The organism is Pseudomonas sp. NBRC 100443, from assembly GCF_030268185.1.
GTDB lineage: Bacteria > Pseudomonadota > Gammaproteobacteria > Pseudomonadales > Pseudomonadaceae > Pseudomonas > Pseudomonas citronellolis.
The window spans coordinates 408,004-424,980 of sequence record NZ_BSQE01000001.1 but is presented as its reverse complement, the minus strand read 5'-3'; the positions used below and the strand labels follow the sequence as shown (position 1 = coordinate 424,980).

Below are 16,977 nucleotides of genomic sequence, written 5' to 3'. Positions count from 1 at the left end.
GAAACGATCATGGAACAGGAAAAATCCGCCGCATACCGGGTGCGTCGCAACCAGTGCAGGCGAAGTCGCAATCAGCACCAGGGGTGTCGCATCCAGTTCCACGGCCCTGTTCCGGCAGCCCGGAGACGTCGCCCTCACTGCTGGGCGACGGCCTTGGGCTGGGCCTGGGCGCGCGGCTGCACGCCCTTGAGCCAGGCATCGCGCACCTGCGGGTTGGCCTGCAACCAGTCCTTGGCGGCCTGGCGCGGATTGCTCCGTTCATTGAGCACCGCGTCCATCAGGCGGTTCTCCATGGCCAGGTCGAATTTCAGGTTGCGCAGCAGCTGCGCGACGTTCGGGCATTCATCAAGATAGCCGGCCCTGACGTTGGTGTAGACGGTGGCGCCGCCGTAGTTCGGGCCGAAATAGGCATCGCCGCCTTCCAGGTAGCGCATCTGCAGGCGGGTGTTCATCGGGTGCGGTTCCCAGCCGAGGAACACGATCGGCTGCTTGAGGGCGCCGGCGCGGCGCACCGAGGCGAGCATGTCGGCCTCGCTGGACTCCACCAGTTGGAAGTCGCCCAGGCCGAAGGCCTTCTCGGCGATCATCTTGCGGATCAATTGGTTGCCGTCGTTGCCCGGCTCGATGCCGTAGATCTTGCCGCCCAGCTGTTCCTTGAACTTCGCGATGTCGGCGAAGCTCTTCAGGCCCGCATCGTAGGCGTACTGGGGAACGGCGAGGGTGTACTTGGCGCCCTCCAGGTTGGCGCGCACCGTCTGCACCTGGCCGTTGTCGGCGTAGGGCTTGATGTCCGCGGCCATGCTCGGCATCCAGTTGCCGAGGAAGACGTCGATGCGCTTCTCGGCCAGGGCCTTGTAGGTATCGGGGACGGAGAGACGCTCGACCTTGGTGCGGTAGCCCTGTTCACTGAGCACCAGGCGGGTGACGGCGGTGGTGACGGTGATGTCGGTCCAGCCGACATCGGCGAAACGGACCAGCGAGCAGGACTGTGGTTCGGCGGCCTGGGCCAGGCCTGAGCAAAGAACGGGTAACGCCAACAGCGACAACAGAAAACACTTCATGAGGTCAGCCTCTAGCAATTACGGGGAGGGGTCAAGCGCAGGTCCGAAGGCGAAACCCTAGCCGTTCGTCGACCGTTCATCATGAAACACCCCGAAATATGGGGCTGTCGACTGATTGATGTTGTCTATCGACCAAGTCTCAAATTCATAACTATTTGTCGCATTAACGACATCGCCTGGCACGATTCTTCCCGTGTCGCACGCCGCGGCGCTTTTGGATAAGGCCAAGTCGGTGCCGGACGCCGGCCCCGCCGGCCGAGGGCCGATGATGCCCCGCATCAGGAGTGCCCGCGGGCGCTCCGCATCACGCCCAGTTCCTGCGGAGGCCGGCATGGCTATCAGTGTGTTCGACCTGTTCAAGATCGGTATCGGCCCTTCCAGCTCGCATACCGTCGGCCCCATGCGCGCCGCCGCCCTGTTCGTCGGCGCCCTGCGCGAGCGCCAGTTGCTGCCCCGCGTCAGCCGCGTCGAAGTGAAGCTCTACGGTTCGCTCTCCGCCACCGGCGTCGGCCACGGCACCGACCGCGCCGTGATCATGGGCCTGATGGGCGAGTGGCCCGACCGCATCGATCCCAGCCAGATCGCCCCGCGCATGGCCGACCTGCTCGGCAGCGGCGAACTGCTGCTGGCCGGCGAGCGGCGCATTGCCTTCGACTGGGTGCGCGACATGCGCCTGCTGGAGGAGAACCTGCCCTACCACCCCAACGCCATGAGCCTGGTCGCCTACGAAAACGGGAATGAGCTGTACGCCGACACCTATTACTCCATCGGCGGCGGCTTCGTCGTCGATGCCGAGCAGGCCGCCACCGGCTCCCTCGACCAGGACGCCACCCGCCTGCCCTACGACTTCAACAGCGCCGCCGAGCTGCTGCAGCTGTGCCGCCGCCACAACCTGCGCGTGTCCCAGCTGATGCTGGCCAATGAGCGCATGTGGCGCAGCGACACCGACACCCGCGACGGCCTGATGCGCATCTGGCGCGCCATGCAGGACTGCGTGAACAACGGCCTCAAGGCCGAGGGCATCCTCCCCGGCGGCCTCAACGTGCAGCGCCGCGCCGCCCGCCTGCACCGCAACCTGCTGGAGATCGGCAAGCCCAACGTCATCGGCTCCACCCTCAGCGCCATGGAATGGGTGAACCTCTACGCCCTGGCAGTCAACGAGGAAAACGCCGCCGGCGGGCGCATGGTCACCGCGCCCACCAACGGCGCGGCCGGCATCGTTCCGGCGGTGCTGCACTACTACATGCGCTTCAATCCCGATGCCAGCGAGCAGGACGTGGTGGACTTCTTCCTCGCCGCCGCGGCGGTGGGCATCCTGTGCAAGAAGAACGCTTCCATCTCCGGCGCCGAAGTCGGCTGCCAGGGCGAAGTCGGCTCGGCCTGCGCCATGGCCGCCGCCGGCCTGGCCGAAGTCCTCGGCGCCAGCCCCGAGCAGGTCGAGAACGCCGCCGAGATCGGCCTGGAGCACAACCTCGGCCTGACCTGCGACCCGGTCGGCGGCCTGGTCCAGGTGCCCTGCATCGAGCGCAACGCCATCGCCGCGGTGAAGGCCATCAACGCCGCGCAGATGGCCCTGCGTGGCGACGGCCAGCACTTCATCAGCCTCGACCAGGCCATCCGCACCATGCGCGACACCGGCGCCGACATGCACGACAAGTACAAGGAAACCTCCCGCGGCGGCCTGGCCGTCAGCATCATCGAGTGCTGACCCTCTTTTGCTCACTCCGCGCGCCCGGCGCCACCTTTTGGCGCAGCGTCGCGTCGTTATCGGACAGGTCTGACAAGCGTTACTTTCGGAAAATGCTGGCACTCGGCAGCCACGGGCCGAGTGCTACCAAATGCCCCAGAGGCCACGCCCCATAGGCGTTTGCGACATGTCTGGGGTCGCATCCAAGCTCCCAAAAGCGCCGTTCCCAGGCGCTTTTCTTTTTTTATTGAACGCCCAATCAATATAGGCACGGCATTTGCCTTGCTCTTGGAAGCGACGGTGACCTGCGGGTCACCCAGGCAGAAAACAAGCATAAGAAAGCCCCTCAGGGGCAACCGTGACTAGCGTGAGGAGATCGAGCATCATGAATGCTTTCAACCCCGGAGTTCCCCCGCAAAACCGAGCTCCGCAGTCCATCGGCTTCCTGCTGCTGGACAACTTCACCCTGATCTCCCTGGCCTCCGCGGTGGAACCGCTGCGCATGGCCAACCAGCTCTCCGGCAGGGAGCTGTACCGCTGGCACACCCTCACCCTCGACGGCCGCCAGGTATGGGCCAGCGACGGCCTGCAGATCACCCCCGACGCCAGCACCGACGGCGCCCCGCCGATGGATTCGCTGATCGTGGTCGGCGGCGTGGGCATCCAGCGCAGCGTCACCCGCGAGCACGTGAGCTTCCTGCAGACCCAGGCGCGCCTGGGCCGCCGCCTCGGCGCGGTGTGCACCGGCAGCTGGGCGCTGGCCCGCGCCGGCCTGCTCGACGGCTACGACTGCAGCGTGCACTGGGAATGCCTGGCAGCGATGCAGGAGGCCTTCCCGCGGGTGGCCATGAGCACCCGCCTGTTCTCCATCGACCGCAACCGCTACACCTCCTCCGGCGGCACCGCGCCGATGGACATGATGCTGCACCTGATCGGCCGCGAGCACGGCCGCGAGCTGTCGGCGGCGATCTCCGAGATGTTCATCTACGAGCGCATCCGCAACGAGCAGGACCACCAGCGCGTGCCGCTCAAGCACATGCTCGGCACCAACCAGCCGAAGCTGCAGGAAATAGTCGCGCTGATGGAAGCCAACCTGGAAGAGCCCATCGACCTCGACGAACTGGCGGTCTACGTCAACGTCTCGCGGCGCCAGCTGGAGCGGCTGTTCCAGAAGTACCTGCACTGCTCGCCGTCGCGCTACTACCTGAAGCTGCGCCTGATCCGCGCGCGCCAGTTGCTCAAGCAGACCTCGATGTCGATCATCGAGGTGGCCTCGGTGTGCGGCTTCGTCTCCACCCCGCACTTCTCCAAGTGCTACCGCGAATACTTCGGCATCCCGCCACGCGACGAACGCCAGGGCCAGCCGATAGGCCAGCCGGTGATGGTCATGCCGATACCCCAGGACCTGGCGCTGATGCCGCACTCCTCGGCGATCTCGGCGCTGAGCCAGGCGCAGGGGGAGTCGACCTTTGCCAGTGTGAGGGTTTGAGGTTTTTTTGCGGTGGGGTGATTGCGATGGGTGTTCGCCTATCGCTTTGGTGCCTGGGATTGGCTCCGCCCCTCTCCCTAACCCTCTCCCTGAAGGGAGAGGGGACCGTTGGGCAGAAACGGTTGTTCTGGCGTTAGCCGACAACTCCGCAGGTATCAGGACGAAGCCATGCCTTCTCTCGGCACGGACTAGCCCCCTCTCCCTTCAGGGAGAGGGCTGGGGAGAGGGTGCGGAGGTAACCTGAGACACCCATGCGACCGGCAAGCACCGTTCGCGAGCAAGAACTGGGCGCCCCCCTCGCTCCTACGAACAGCCGCCCCAGCAGAGGGAACCGCCGGGAATCTCAACCACTCGTCACAGCACTCGCCACGCACTTGTCCCGCCCGCTGCGCTTGGCCTCCAGCAGCGCCGCATCGGCCCGGCTGAGCGTCTGCGAGTAGCTCTCGCCCAGGCGGTATTCGGCCACGCCGAAGCTGGCGGTCACCGACAGCGCCTCGGTGCCCACGCGCACGGCCAGCGAGCGGATGTCCTGGCGTACCCGGTCGATCACCTGGTCGGCGTCGGCCATGGCGGTTTCCGGCAGCAGCAGGAGGAACTCCTCGCCGCCCCAGCGCCCGCACAGGTCGTACTGGCGCAGCGCGGCCTGCATGGTGCAGCCGATCTCCACCAGCACGCGGTCGCCCACCTCGTGGCCCCAGGTGTCGTTGACCTGCTTGAAGTGGTCGATGTCGAGGATCACCAGCACGTAGGGCTTGCCGCTGCGCTGGGCGCGCTCGCTTTCCTCGCGCAGGCGCTCCATCAGCAGGCGGCGGTTGCCGATGCCGGTCAGCGGGTCGTGGGTGGAGGCCTCGCGCAGCGCCACGTTGAGGTCGCGCATCATGTTCTGGTAGCGGTCGGAGATGCGCGCGACCTTCTCCAGCTGGCGCAACTGCTTGTGGTAGCGCTCGGACAGCGTCGAGTTCTGCGCCCGCGCCATCGACTGGAAACCGTCGGAAATCCGCGCGATGCGCTCCAGGCGCGCGAGCTGGTCGAGGGACTGCTGGTGCTTGAGGAACAGCGCCTCGCGCAGCGGATGGTCGAAATACTGCGGGTCGGCCAGCAGCTCCTCGATCAACAGGTCCAGCTCGCGTTCGCTGTTCATGGCATCACTCGTCGTAGGGCTGTATGACGAACGGGAAGCTACAGTCTTCGCGGAATTCCTCGGCCAGTTCGGCGACGCGCTCGTTGCGGCGGTCGTAGTGCCAGCTCACCTGGGTCTGTCGACCGTTGCGGTGGGCTTCCTCGAGCAGGTCGAAGATATCCATCATCGCCTTGATCGAACTGGTATTGAGGTATAGCAGACGCAGGTCCAGTGCCAGCGGGCGCTGCTCCCCGGCGAGGAAGCGTTCCACCCATTCGATCACCTGGCCGAAGAGTTCGTAGGAGTTCTCGGGATAGGAGTCGCCCTGCATGGCCAGGACGCCGGCTTCCCAGTCACCGTGGATCGACGGGGTGGACTGGGTGCCGCTGATGTGAAGGTCACTCATACCTTTGTATTCCTGAAACGCGTGGTCAGATCACGGCGCGCAGACTGAAGAACGCGCGCCCATCGGGTTGTTCGGTAAGGGAGGTCTGCAAGGGCATGCTGGACTTGCGGGCGATGTCCAGCAGGCCCAGGCCGGCGCCGCTGCTGACCCCGGAATCGCGCGGGCGGCGCAGCTGCTCCTTGTAGGCCGCCTTGAGCTGGGCCTTGTCGAGCCCGGCGATGGCCTCGATGTTGCGCACCAGCTCGCGGCCGTCCGCCAGCTCCACCAGGTTGCCGGCGGACACCACGTAGTGGCCGTCGTCGTCGCGGGCGATGGCCACGGTGGCCGAAGCGTCCTGGTCGCCGTAGCCGCGCTGGGTGGCGTAGTGGCGGATGTTCTGGGTCATCTCGATGTAGACCGCGAAGACGTCCATGGCCTCGCTGGGGTGCGCCTGCTCGGCCTGCATGTAGTTGCGCAGGGCGTGGCCGATCTCCTCGATCAGGCTGCGCGAGATCGGGCCGTTGAAGCACAGCAGGATGCGTTGTCGGGTGTAGCTTTCACGCATGGCCAACAGGTCTAGTGTCTCCATGGCGTACTCCTACTCGAATCGGAAGGACAGGATGGTGATGTCGTCGCGTTGCGGCCGTTCGCCCTGATAGTCCGCCAGGGTAGCGGCAAACACCCGCGCCTGCTCGGCCAATGGCAGACGTGAATGACGGCGCAGCAGTTCGGCGAAGCGGCTGTTGCCGAAACCGAAGCCGTGCTCGCCGCCGGCCTGGTCGAGGAAGCCGTCGGTGCACAGGTAGAAGGTCCAGCCCGGCTCCAGCGGCAGCTGGATATTCTCGTACTCTCCCTGGCGCTTGTCGCCGATGGCGCGACGGCCGCCCTTGTATTCGCGAACCTCGTCACCATTGCTGGCGAACAACGAGATCTTCGCCCCGGAGAAGTGCAGCAGCCGGCGGCCGTGGTCGATGCGCACGAAGCCGGCATCCATGTTGGTGGCCAGGGCCTGGGTCACCCGCTCCTGGCCGATCATGCCGCGCATCACCTGGTCGGTCTCGCGCAGGATCGACGCAGGGTCGTGGCTCTGCACGCTGTCGATGGCGTGGTCGATGGCGGCCAGCGCCAGCATGGTCATGAGCGCGCCGGGCACGCCGTGGCCGGCGCAGTCGACCACGCCGATCAGGCTGTCCTCGCTGCCTTCGCGGTAGATGTAGAAGTCGCCGCCGACCACGTCGCGCGGCTTCCACAGCACGAAATGGTGCTGGCCGAGAGACGACTGCAGCTGGCGGTCGGGCAGGATGGCGCGCTGGATCAGGCTGGCGTAGTCGATGGAGTCGCCGATCTTCTTCTGCGCCGCGGCCATCTCGCGGTTGGCCTGCTCCAGGGCCTGGGTGCGCTGGCGCACCTTGTCCTCCAGGTCCTCGGTGTGCCGGCGGACCTGGTTGGCCATGCTGGCGAAGGCGTCGGACAGCTCGCCGATCTCGTCGCCGCGGGACTTGGGCAGCGGGTTGTCGTACTGCCCGGCGGCGATCGCCTTGGCCGACTGGCGCAGGCCGCGCAGCGGCTTGAGCAGCAGCAGCTCGACGGTGTAGGCGAAGCCGATCAGCAGCAGCGCCAGCAGGCCCAGCAGGGTGCCCGCCAGCGGCCAGATCCAGCGGCTGTCGAGCACCTGCGCGGCATGCAGGTCGACGGCGCTGAGCACGTGCCAGCGCAGCTCGGGAATGTACGCGGTGGCCAGCAGCTGCCGCTTGCCGTCGAGGGTGGCCCAGAAGGTGCGCACCTCGCCCGGGTGCGCCTGGGCGTCGTCCAGCACCTGGCGCAGGCCCTTGCGTTCCTCGTCGCTGGCCAGCAGGTCGAAGACCCGGTGGCCATCGTTCCCGGCGGTGCCGGCGCCGGAACTCAGGGCGATCAGCTTGCGGTCCGGGTGCGCCTGGATGGCGCCGTCGGCGTCGACGATCATCGGCGTCACCCCGGGCTCGCGGCGCGAGATGAACTGGTCGAGGAAGGCGGTCAGGTCCAGCCCGCCGCCGGCCAGGCCGACCTTGTGGTTGCCGGCGATGACCTGGACGTTGAACCAGACCTTGGTGGCGCGCAGCTTGGCGTCGTAGTTGACGTTGATGTTGTAGGGGCTGTCGCTGGCCATGGTCGCGAAGTACCAGGCGTCCTGCGGGTCGTCGCGGCTGAGGGTGTAGCGCGGGGCGTTGGACAGCGGCGAGGTGGAGTCGTTGAAGTAGTAGTGCAGCGAGGAGTCGACGATGACGAAGTAGGAATACTCGCCCTGGTCGCCGCGGTAACCGTCGGCCTCACGGAAGAAGCGCGTGCGCCGCTCAGAACTGCTCTCGTCCAGCAGCCAGTCCTGGGTCACCACCGATTCGGCCAGGCGCCGCGACAGCGACAGCTCGCGGATCACCGGGGCGAGGATCTTTTGCTGGTTGAGCAGGGTGAAGTTCTTCGCATAGGCCAGGCCGAAGTGCGTACGGATGTCCTCCATCGCCTTCCAGCCGAGCAGCACCGCGGGAACCAACGCCAGAACGCAGGCCAGTAACAGCGCTACCACCGATTTGCCGCGCAATCCCCATCGTGCCGCCATGGCTGTCCCCAGAAATCCCGTTCGCCGAGTCAGTGTCGTTCTTTTGGCGAAAGCGCAATTGTGCAGGCGAGCCTTTCCCCAGGCAATGCAAATTAATGGCTATTTGCCATATTTTTGACGTCATCCGACTGACTCATTCTAGACGCGATTTCCCCCGCCGCCACGGCGCCCCGTTGCAGCACGGGGAGGCGGCCCTCCCGGGGTCTTGCGCCTCAGCCGGCGGCGAAGGCTGCGTGCAGTTCGCCCAGGTTGGCGAAGTAGTGCGCCGGGCTTTCGGCCAGCAGCTCCTCGCGGCTGCCGAAGCCATAGCCGACGCCGGCGGCGCTCAGGCCGTTGCGGTGCGCGCCGATCAGGTCGTGCTTGCGGTCGCCGATCATCAGCGTCTGCGCCGGGTCCAGGCCTTCGAGGCGCAGCAGGTGCTCGATCAGCTCCACCTTGTTGGTGCGGCTGCCGTCCAGCTCGCTGCCGTAGATCACCTTGAAGTGCCGGGCGAAGTCGAAATGCCGGGCGATCTCGGCGGCGAACACGGTGGGCTTGCTGGTGGCGATGAACAGCGTGCGGCCCTGGCCGCCAAGCAGCGCCAGCAACTCGCCGACGCCATCGAACACCCGGTTCTCGTACAACCCGGTGTCCTTGAAGCGCACCCGGTAATGGTTCACCGCCTCCCAGGCCCGCGCCTCGTCGAAGCCATAGGTGCTCATGAAGCACTGCAGCAGCGGCGGACCGATGAAGTGCTCGAGCCGGCGCAGGTCCGGCTCGTCGATGCCCAGCTGCGCCAGGGCGTACTGGATCGAACGGGTGATGCCCTCGCGCGGGTCGGTAAGGGTGCCGTCGAGGTCGAAGAGGATGTTCTGGTAGTGCATGGACGAAGCTGCGGCAGGAAGAATCGAACCGGAAGCATACAACTGGCCTCCGTACCGACCAAACGCCCATGCAATGACTTCCTACCCTTTTTCTGGAGCCTCTTGCGAGTCCCATGAAAATCAATGGCTTGGAGAGGCCCCTGGGAAAAGGGTTATGCGTGTGGATAGGGTGCTTTCTCGTGGGAAGTCAGGGGGTTGAGGAGTAACATCTCTCCTTCACTGCCGTGTAGGCAGCTAAGAAATGGACCGGTGGCCGGCGATGGGTGCAGCCGATCTTCACTGCCGTGTAGGCAGCTAAGAAATCCCGGATGACGTCGGCGGTGACGCGCGGCCCCTTCACTGCCGTATAGGCAGCTAAGAAACAGTCCGAGGCAGTCGCAGTGCCGGTGGCCACCTTCACTGCCGTATAGGCAGCTAAGAAAAGCATCGAAGCGAAGTTCATCGCCGACAGCTGCTTCACTGCCGTATAGGCAGCTAAGAAAAGCACGCGCTTGTCGATGGCGACGAAGAAGTTCTTCACTGCCGTATTAGGCAGTTCTTCCTGTGCCAGGCAGTCAAGCAAACCTCCATCATTCCCTTCCCCCGCATGCAGCAGTAGCATCGAGCAATTATCCCGCTTCGGCACCCGCGACCATGGACGAGTTCGCCCCTTCCGACCTGAAGACCATTCTCCATTCCAAGCGCGCCAACCTGTACTACCTCCAGCACTGCCGAGTATTGGTCAAGGGCCTTCGTCTCGGCCACGCGTGGCGATACGGAGCAGGACTTCCGCCAGAGTTGCATCGAAAGCCTCACGCGCACCGAGTCCCTCGACTTCATGATCGACACGCTCAAGGCCGTGGCCGATACGCTGGGAGAAGGCAGTCGGTGAACGTACTGCTGATCGCGCAATGCGATAAACGCGCGCTGGCCGAGAGCAGGCGCATCCTCGACCAGTTCGCCGAGCGGCGCGGCGACCGCACCTGGCAGACGGCGATTACCCAGGCCGGCCTGGACACCCTGCGCCGCCTGCTGAAGAAGAGCGCACGGCGCAACACTGCCGTGGCCTGCCACTGGATTCGCGGACAGGATCATAGCGAACTGCTCTGGATCGTCGGCAACGCCAGCCGCTTCAACGCCCAGGGCGCCGTCCCCACGGACACGACCAGCCTCGATGTCCTGCGCCGGGAAGACGAGAACGATTGGCACAGCGCCGAGGACATCCGCCTGCTCGCGCAGATGGCGGCCCTGTTCCACGATATCGGCAAGGCCAGCGACGCCTTCCAGGCAAAACTGAAGAGCCGCAAACCGCTGGCCGATGCCTACCGCCATGAGTGGGTATCCCTGAGGCTGTTCGAAGCCTTCGTCGGCCAGGCCACGGACGACCGGGTCTGGCTGCAGAACCTGGCCGAGGCCGAGGAGCAGGCGCAAACACCCTGGTTGGCAAGCCTGCGCTGCGATGGCCTGGAAACGCCGGGCAACCCCCTGCATGAAAACGGCATGCCGCCCCTGGCCCGGGCGCTGGGTTGGCTGATTCTCACCCACCACCGTCTGCCCCTGGGCCCGCACCGGGGCCCCGCTACACTGGCGCGCCTGCCCGGCGCCATCAAGCCGGAATGGTGCGGCCCGCGTGGAGATGCCACGGCCAGGGAAAAGCAGAGCTGCTGGCGTTTCTCCCACGGCCTGCCCTTCGCCAGTGGTGCCTGGCGGCGCAAGGCGGCTGCCTGCGCCAGGTCGATGCTGGAGCGCAACGGCTTCGTCCAGCGCGGCGCCGGCTTTCTCGGCGATCCCTATGTCATGCATCTTTCCCGTCTGGCCCTGATGCTCGCCGACCATCACTACTCGAGCCGCCCGGCCAGCCCACTGGGCGACAAGGGCTTCCCATTGTTCGCCAATACCGACGGCGCCAGCGGATCGCTCAAGCAACACCTGGACGAACATCTGATCGGTGTCGCCCGGGGCGCACGGCAGTTGCTGGGCCTGCTGCCACGACTCGAACGGCAGTTGCCCCGCCTGGCACGCCACAAGGGCTTCCAGCGCCGCGCCACGGAAGAGCGCTTCCGCTGGCAGGACAAGGCCTTCGACATGGCCGGCGCCCTCGCCGAACGGACCAGCCGGCAGGGCTTCTTCGGCATCAACATGGCCTCCACCGGCTGCGGCAAGACCCTCGCCAACGGGCGCATCCTCTACGCCCTGGCCAACCCCGGGCGCGGCATGCGCGCCACCATTGCCCTCGGCCTGCGCACCCTGACGCTGCAGACCGGGCAAGCCTACCGCCAGCGACTCGACCTGGGCGACGACGACCTCGCCGTTCTCGTGGGCGGTGGCGCCATCCGGGAGCTGTTCGAACTGACTCGACAGGACCTGGACGCACGGGGTAGCGAGTCTGCCGAGCCGCTGCTGCCGGACAACAGCCACGTGAGCTACGAAGGCAGCCTCGAAAGCGGGCCCCTGAAAGACTGGCTCGCGGGTAACCCGGCCGCCGGCAAGCTACTCGATGCACCGCTGCTGGTCTGCACCATCGACCACCTGGTGCCGGCCACCGAAAGCCTGCGCGGCGGCCGCCAGATAGCCCCCATGCTGCGCCTGATGACTTCCGACCTGGTCCTCGACGAACCGGACGACTTCGACATCGACGACCTGCCCGCCCTTACCCGCCTGGTGCACTGGGCAGGCCTGCTCGGCAGCCGGGTACTGCTGTCCTCGGCCACCTTGCCGCCGGCCTTGGTGGAAGGGCTGTTCGAGGCCTATCGCAATGGCCGCCAGGTCTTCCAGCGCCATCGCGGCGAGCACCCGGGAGCCCCGGCGAACGTGGTCTGCGCCTGGTTCGACGAATACGGCTGCACGGAACGTGACTGCACCACGCTGGAGCCGTTCGCTGCAGCCCATGCAGCCTTCGTCGAACAGCGCGCACAGCGTTTGCGGCAAAGCGAGGTCCGCCGTCGCGCCGAGATTCGCAGCCTGAGCCCCGAAACCCGGACGCGCGAGGGCATCTGCACGGAACTGGCACGGCAACTGCCGGCCTGGATGGGCGAGTTGCATCGCCAGCACCACACGGCGCACGAGGGCAAACGCGTCAGCTTCGGCCTGCTGCGCCTGGCGCACATCGAGCCGCTGATCGACCTGGCCCGCGCGCTGCTGGCTGGAGTCGCGCCACCGGGCTGCCAACTGCACCTGTGCATCTACCACTCCCATCACCCGCTGCTGATGCGCTCGGCCATCGAGCACGAACTCGACGAACTGCTCAAGCGCGGTGACGGGGACGCGCCACGGCTGTTCGCCATGGAAAGCGTGCGCCGCGCGCTGGCGGAGCACCCGCAGGACGACCATCTGTTCGTGGTGCTCGCCTCGCCAGTAGCGGAGGTGGGACGCGATCACGATTACGACTGGGCCATCGCCGAGCCCTCCTCCATGCGTTCGATCATCCAGCTCGCCGGCCGCATCCGGCGCCATCGCCCGGGCGCCTGCGCCAGCCCCAACCTGTACCTGCTGGCGCAGAACCTGTGGAGCCTGGAGGGGCGCCACCCCGCCTATCGCCAGCCGGGTTTCGAAAGCAAGGACTTCCCCCTCGACAGTCACGACCTGCATGACCTGCTACCGGCCGAGCAACTGGCGGTGATCGACGCCACGGCGCGCATCGTCGAGCCACAGCCCTTGCGCCCTCGCATGCACCTGGCCGACCTGGAGCACGCCCGGCTACGTGCTCTGCTGCACGGCGGCAATGCAGCGATAGAGCTGAACACCCAACTCTGGTGGCAATCACCGGCTTCGCTGTCCGGCATCCTGCAGAGCGACCAGCCCTTCCGGGCAGGTAACCAAGGGGACAGCTACGCCCTGCTGCCCGATGAAGACGACGACACCAGGCTGCGCCTCCACCACTACGAAGAAGGCCAATGGACCGCTTGCGGCACTCTGTGCGAGCTACTGCCGCTCCCTCTTCAGGCCGAAAACATCAGCCTCTGGGCGACCGCCGACTATCTCGACGAACTCGAAGCACTGGCCAGACGCAGCGACATGGGGCTGCGTGATTGCGCGATGCGCTTCGCCAGGGTGCAGCTTCGCGAATCGACCCAAGGCTGGAGCTACCAATCGGCCTTGGGTTTCAAACGCAGGCTCTGAAGAGGGGAAAGACGTGTCGAGCAGATGCCGGTTTCCTTAACACGTCGAGGGAACGTGTTAAGCAAATGGCGTTTTCCTTAACACGTGGAGAGAACGTGTTAAGCAAACATCGGTTTCCTTAACACGAGCAGAGAACGCGTCAAGAAAGGCGCTGTTCCGTCGACACGTCGGCGTGCCCCGCATTGAGCAGCAATTGGAACAACGCGTCGTTGAGGTAGAAGTTCTCCTTGCCGATGCGATGCTTGCTGAGCATGCCGATACCCACCAGTTCATCCAGATAGCGCGCCGCCGTCTGACGGCTCACTTGCAACTCGTTCTGAACGAACTCGATCTTGGTGTAGGGGTGGCGGAACATGTTGTTCACCAGGTCCTGGCTATACACCTTGGGCAATTCGCTGCGGAGCCGTTCCTTGCACTGCTGCATCAGATTCTTGATGGCATAGACGAGGGTGGTGGTCTGATGCGCCGTCTGCTCGACAGCATCAAGCATGAACAGCAGCCACGGCTCCCAGACACCGCTATCGCGCACATCCTGCAGCAGACGGTAATAGTCCGCCTTGTGCTGATTGATATAGCGGGACAAGTACAGCACCGGGCTCCCCAACAACCCCTGCCGAACCAGATACAGCACGTTGACGATACGCCCTGTCCGGCCATTGCCATCATAGAACGGATGGATGCTTTCGAACTGGTGGTGAATCACCGCCATGCGTGTCAGCGGGTCCCAGTCGCAGAGCCCCTCTTCGTTGATGAAGCGCTCGAGATTGCCCATCAGCGCCAGAATTTCGTCCGGATGCTGGGGTGGCGTATAGACGACCTCTCCGGTCTGCTGGTTCTTTAGCGCGGTGCCGGGGAGCCTGCGAAAACCCGCGTCGTTCTCCTCGATGCATGCCTGGATCGAGAGGATGTCAGGCAAGGTCAGCAGCCCCGTCCGCAGGACCTGCGCGAAGCCATTCTTCAGCGCTGTCGCATAGTTGTGCACTTCCTTCGCCGCCAGGCTGACGAACTGCCGCGCGACACTATCGCTGCGGTACAAATCATCGTGGGTGGTGATGATGTTTTCGATGGCCGAACTGTCCTTGGCCTCCTGGAGCGCCAGCGTATCGATCAGGATGTGCTGGTTGGGCACGCTGTCGACCACCCCCTTGAGTTCCGCCAGGGCCTGGTGGGCACGCGCCAGCTTCTTCAGGACGGTACGGGTTTCCAGTTCCGCCGCAACGGGTAGCAGGGGTATGGGCAAAGTCATGTGCGCTCCTGTTCAGAATCCCGCTCCTGGGATTCAAGTCTCCCTTCGTGCTGCCTGTACGGCAGTAAAAAGCTGTCCATAGCCACTTTCAATATTTCTAAGCTACCTTCACGGTAGTCGTTCGGAGTAAAGCACATAGACACCTACAATAGGTAATCGACTAACGCCAGGAGGTCGTGATGCTCCAAGCAAACGCTCTGGCCCTGCGCCAGGCCATCCAGTCCTTTATCGACGAACGCCTGCAAGCCAAGCTGGACAAGCTCAGGCCCGACGATGAAGGCAAGCGCCAGGCGCTGATCGAGGGGCATCGCCGCGAAGCCTGGTTGGCCGATGCCGCACGGCGGGTCGGCCAGATCCAGATGGCCAGCCATACCCTCAAACCCATCCACCCGGATGCCCGCGGCAGCAACCTCTACGTCATGCCCGAGTCACCCAAGCCCCCTGGGCTTGTCGGTACCCACAGCCTGAAGGGCGAGCTGGCTCATGACGTAGTGGGCAACGCCGCCGCGCTGGACGTGTTCAAGTTCCTCAACCTCGAGTTGGAAGGCCGCAGTCTGTTGCAACGCCTGCTGGACGACGAACCGCAGGTACTCGCAGCGCTTTCCGAGGAAAGCAGTCTTGCCAGGGAATGGCGCGATGCATTCGTGAGCATCACCCGAAGCAAGGGCAAAACGGCCTCCCACACTCTGGCCAAGCAGCTGTATTTCCCGCTCGCGGGGAGCGATTACCACCTGCTCGCCCCGCTGTTTCCCACCAGCCTGGCGCACAAGGTGCAACAGACACTGCGTGCCGACCGTTTCGGCGAGGCAGCCCGGGCAGCCCGCGAGGCACGCGCCAAAGGCGAGGGCTGGCCCCACGGCTACCGCGAGTACCCGAACCTGGCCATCCAGAACTTCGGTGGTACCAAGCCGCAGAACATCAGCCAGTTGAACAGCGAACGCCACGGCGAGAACTGGCTGCTGGCATCCCTGCCGCCACAATGGGAGAGCCCGGAAGTGCGCCTGCCGCTGGACACCGACTCGGTGTTCCCATTCCTGGCTCGCTATGATGGGACGTTGCGCCGCCGCGTCCGCGAGCTACGCGATTTCCTGGCACACACTAGCCACAACAACCTGGCGATACGCCGCAAGCGTGAACGCCTGCTGGGCGACATCTGCGATCGGCTCCTGCACTACGCAGCCCAAGTGCGCGAGCCTTCGGGCTGGAGCGCCCGGCAGGACTGCCGGCTGCACGACGCCGAGCGTCTCTGGCTCGATCCATTGCGCGGACGGCAAGACGAAATATTCTCCGCCCAGCGAGTTCGCCTGGATTGGCCCCAGCAAGTCGGCCAGCGCTTCGCCAACTGGCTGAACCAGGCCCTTGGCGGTCATGAACACCGGCTGGGCGAAGACGAAGCCAGGCAATGGACCCATGACCTGCACAAGGAACTGCAACTGCTCAGGGAGGAGCTCGAATATGACCCCAGCTGAACCCGAGGCCCTGCTTCTGCTCCCACATCTACGGGTGCAGAACGCCAACGCCATCTCCAGCCCGCTGACCTGGGGCTTCCCCGCTCCCAGTGCCTTTACCGGTTTCGTGCACGCCCTGCATCGCCGCGTGGCCAACGAGTTGGACCTCCAACTGGACGGCGTCGGCATCATCTGCCATCGCTTCGAGCCACAGGTCTCGCAGCCGGCCGGCAAGCGCACCAGGGTCTTCAACCTGACGCGCAACCCGCTGAACAAGGACGGCAGCACGGCGGCTATCGTCGAGGAAGGCCGCGCCCATCTGGAGGTCAGCCTGCTGGTCGGCGCCAGCGGCAATGCTCTCGACGATCATTCCCTGGCCAGCCTCGCCCATCGGCTCCTCCATGAGGCCTATGCCATGCGCCTGGCCGGCGGCAGCATCCTGCCCGCCACCCGGCCCACGAGCGGTTATCTGGAGCCGTCGCTCGAGCTGCTTTCCGGCAATGCGGACGAACAGCGCCGTCGCTACCGGCGCCTGGCGCATCGCCTGCTACCCTGTTTCGCCCTGGTCAGCCGTGAAGGTCTGCTGCAAGAGCACCTGGAAGACCTACGCCAAGGCGATCCCCAGGCAAACGAACTGGATGCGCTGCTCGACCTGTCGCGCCTCAACATCGAGCCCCCGCCCCACCATGAGGCTGGCCACCCCGCCCAATGGCAGTCCAGGCGGCCGGCCGGCTGGCTGGTGCCGATTCCAGCGGGCTATGGCGCCCTGTCGGAAACCTACGCGCCGGGGGAAGTGCTCAATGCACGTGACCGGAGCGTTCCACTGCGCTTCGTCGAAACCCTCTTCACCCTTGGCGAGTGGCTGAGCCCGCAGCGGGTCGCCGACCTGCGCCATTTGCTCTGGTACCACCAGGCCGATGCCCGGGCCGGGCTGTACCGCTGCACCACGCCTCACTATGCCCGCGAAGCCACCGCATAAGGAAATCG

Annotated in this window: 12 protein-coding genes and 1 CRISPR repeat array; of the genes, 5 read left to right on the top strand and 7 right to left on the bottom strand. The window is 65.3% G+C overall.

The genetic code is table 11. The features are described from left to right. Nucleotides 1-134: 134 nt before the first annotated feature. Nucleotides 135-1,010: a choline ABC transporter substrate-binding protein gene (locus tag QSJ95_RS01875; protein WP_502945257.1), complete on the bottom strand. Its 876-nt coding sequence runs from the start codon at nucleotides 1,008-1,010 to the stop codon at nucleotides 135-137. Nucleotides 1,011-1,392: 382 nt separating this feature from the next. Between QSJ95_RS01875 and QSJ95_RS01870 the strand changes: the two genes are divergently transcribed. Both QSJ95_RS01870 and gbdR read left to right on the top strand, forming a co-directional pair. Continuing rightward, a complete protein-coding gene (locus QSJ95_RS01870; RefSeq protein ID WP_285639513.1) occupies nucleotides 1,393-2,769 on the top strand; it encodes an L-serine ammonia-lyase in 1,377 nt (458 codons plus the stop codon). A 364-nt stretch (nucleotides 2,770-3,133) separates the two neighbouring features. Then, on the top strand, nucleotides 3,134-4,237 hold the full coding sequence (gene gbdR, locus QSJ95_RS01865) for a choline metabolism transcriptional regulator GbdR (RefSeq protein WP_009614790.1): 1,104 nt from the start codon (nucleotides 3,134-3,136) through the stop codon (nucleotides 4,235-4,237). Nucleotides 4,238-4,580: 343 nt separating this feature from the next. Here the strand turns inward: gbdR and siaD are convergent, their stop codons facing one another. The 5 genes from siaD to QSJ95_RS01840 form a co-directional block, all read right to left on the bottom strand. After that, a complete protein-coding gene (gene siaD / locus QSJ95_RS01860) occupies nucleotides 4,581-5,378 on the bottom strand; it encodes a biofilm regulation diguanylate cyclase SiaD (RefSeq protein WP_009614789.1) in 798 nt (265 codons plus the stop codon). 4 nt (nucleotides 5,379-5,382) lie between these two features. Beyond that, nucleotides 5,383-5,763, bottom strand: coding sequence for a biofilm regulation phosphoprotein SiaC (siaC, locus tag QSJ95_RS01855; protein WP_009614788.1), 381 nt, complete (start codon nucleotides 5,761-5,763; stop codon nucleotides 5,383-5,385). 25 nt (nucleotides 5,764-5,788) lie between these two features. Then, a complete protein-coding gene (gene siaB / locus QSJ95_RS01850; protein WP_009614787.1) occupies nucleotides 5,789-6,331 on the bottom strand; it encodes a biofilm regulation protein kinase SiaB in 543 nt (180 codons plus the stop codon). A 9-nt stretch (nucleotides 6,332-6,340) separates the two neighbouring features. Then, nucleotides 6,341-8,335: a biofilm regulation protein phosphatase SiaA gene (gene siaA, locus QSJ95_RS01845; RefSeq protein WP_043269881.1), complete on the bottom strand. Its 1,995-nt coding sequence runs from the start codon at nucleotides 8,333-8,335 to the stop codon at nucleotides 6,341-6,343. A 212-nt stretch (nucleotides 8,336-8,547) separates the two neighbouring features. Next, nucleotides 8,548-9,198 (bottom strand): HAD family hydrolase, encoded by a 651-nt coding sequence (locus QSJ95_RS01840; protein ID WP_058073062.1) that lies wholly within the window; start codon nucleotides 9,196-9,198, stop codon nucleotides 8,548-8,550. Nucleotides 9,199-9,412: 214 nt separating this feature from the next. Further along, nucleotides 9,413-9,681: direct repeats of the CRISPR family, unit length 29 nt; unit sequence CTTCACTGCCGTGTAGGCAGCTAAGAAAT. A 384-nt stretch (nucleotides 9,682-10,065) separates the two neighbouring features. Here QSJ95_RS01840 and cas3f point away from each other — a divergent pair. Next, the gene (cas3f, locus tag QSJ95_RS01835) at nucleotides 10,066-13,296 is read left to right on the top strand and encodes a type I-F CRISPR-associated helicase Cas3f (protein ID WP_285639501.1); all 3,231 of its coding nucleotides are present in this window, start codon (nucleotides 10,066-10,068) and stop codon (nucleotides 13,294-13,296) included. Nucleotides 13,297-13,435: 139 nt separating this feature from the next. Here cas3f and QSJ95_RS01830 read toward each other — a convergent pair whose 3' ends face one another. Continuing rightward, entirely contained in the window at nucleotides 13,436-14,542 is a 1,107-nt protein-coding gene (locus QSJ95_RS01830; protein WP_285639499.1) for a Fic family protein, read from the bottom strand. A gap of 179 nt (nucleotides 14,543-14,721) precedes the next feature. Here QSJ95_RS01830 and csy1 point away from each other — a divergent pair, with 179 nt between their 5' ends. Then, nucleotides 14,722-16,011 carry a type I-F CRISPR-associated protein Csy1 gene (gene csy1, locus QSJ95_RS01825; protein WP_285639497.1) on the top strand — a complete coding sequence of 430 codons (1,290 nt, stop codon included), beginning with the start codon at nucleotides 14,722-14,724 and terminating at the stop codon, nucleotides 16,009-16,011. Further along, nucleotides 15,998-16,969: a type I-F CRISPR-associated protein Csy2 gene (gene csy2, locus QSJ95_RS01820; protein ID WP_285639495.1), complete on the top strand. Its 972-nt coding sequence runs from the start codon at nucleotides 15,998-16,000 to the stop codon at nucleotides 16,967-16,969. Before csy1 ends, csy2 begins: the two co-directional genes overlap by 14 nt. The last annotated feature ends 8 nt before the right edge of the window (nucleotides 16,970-16,977 follow it).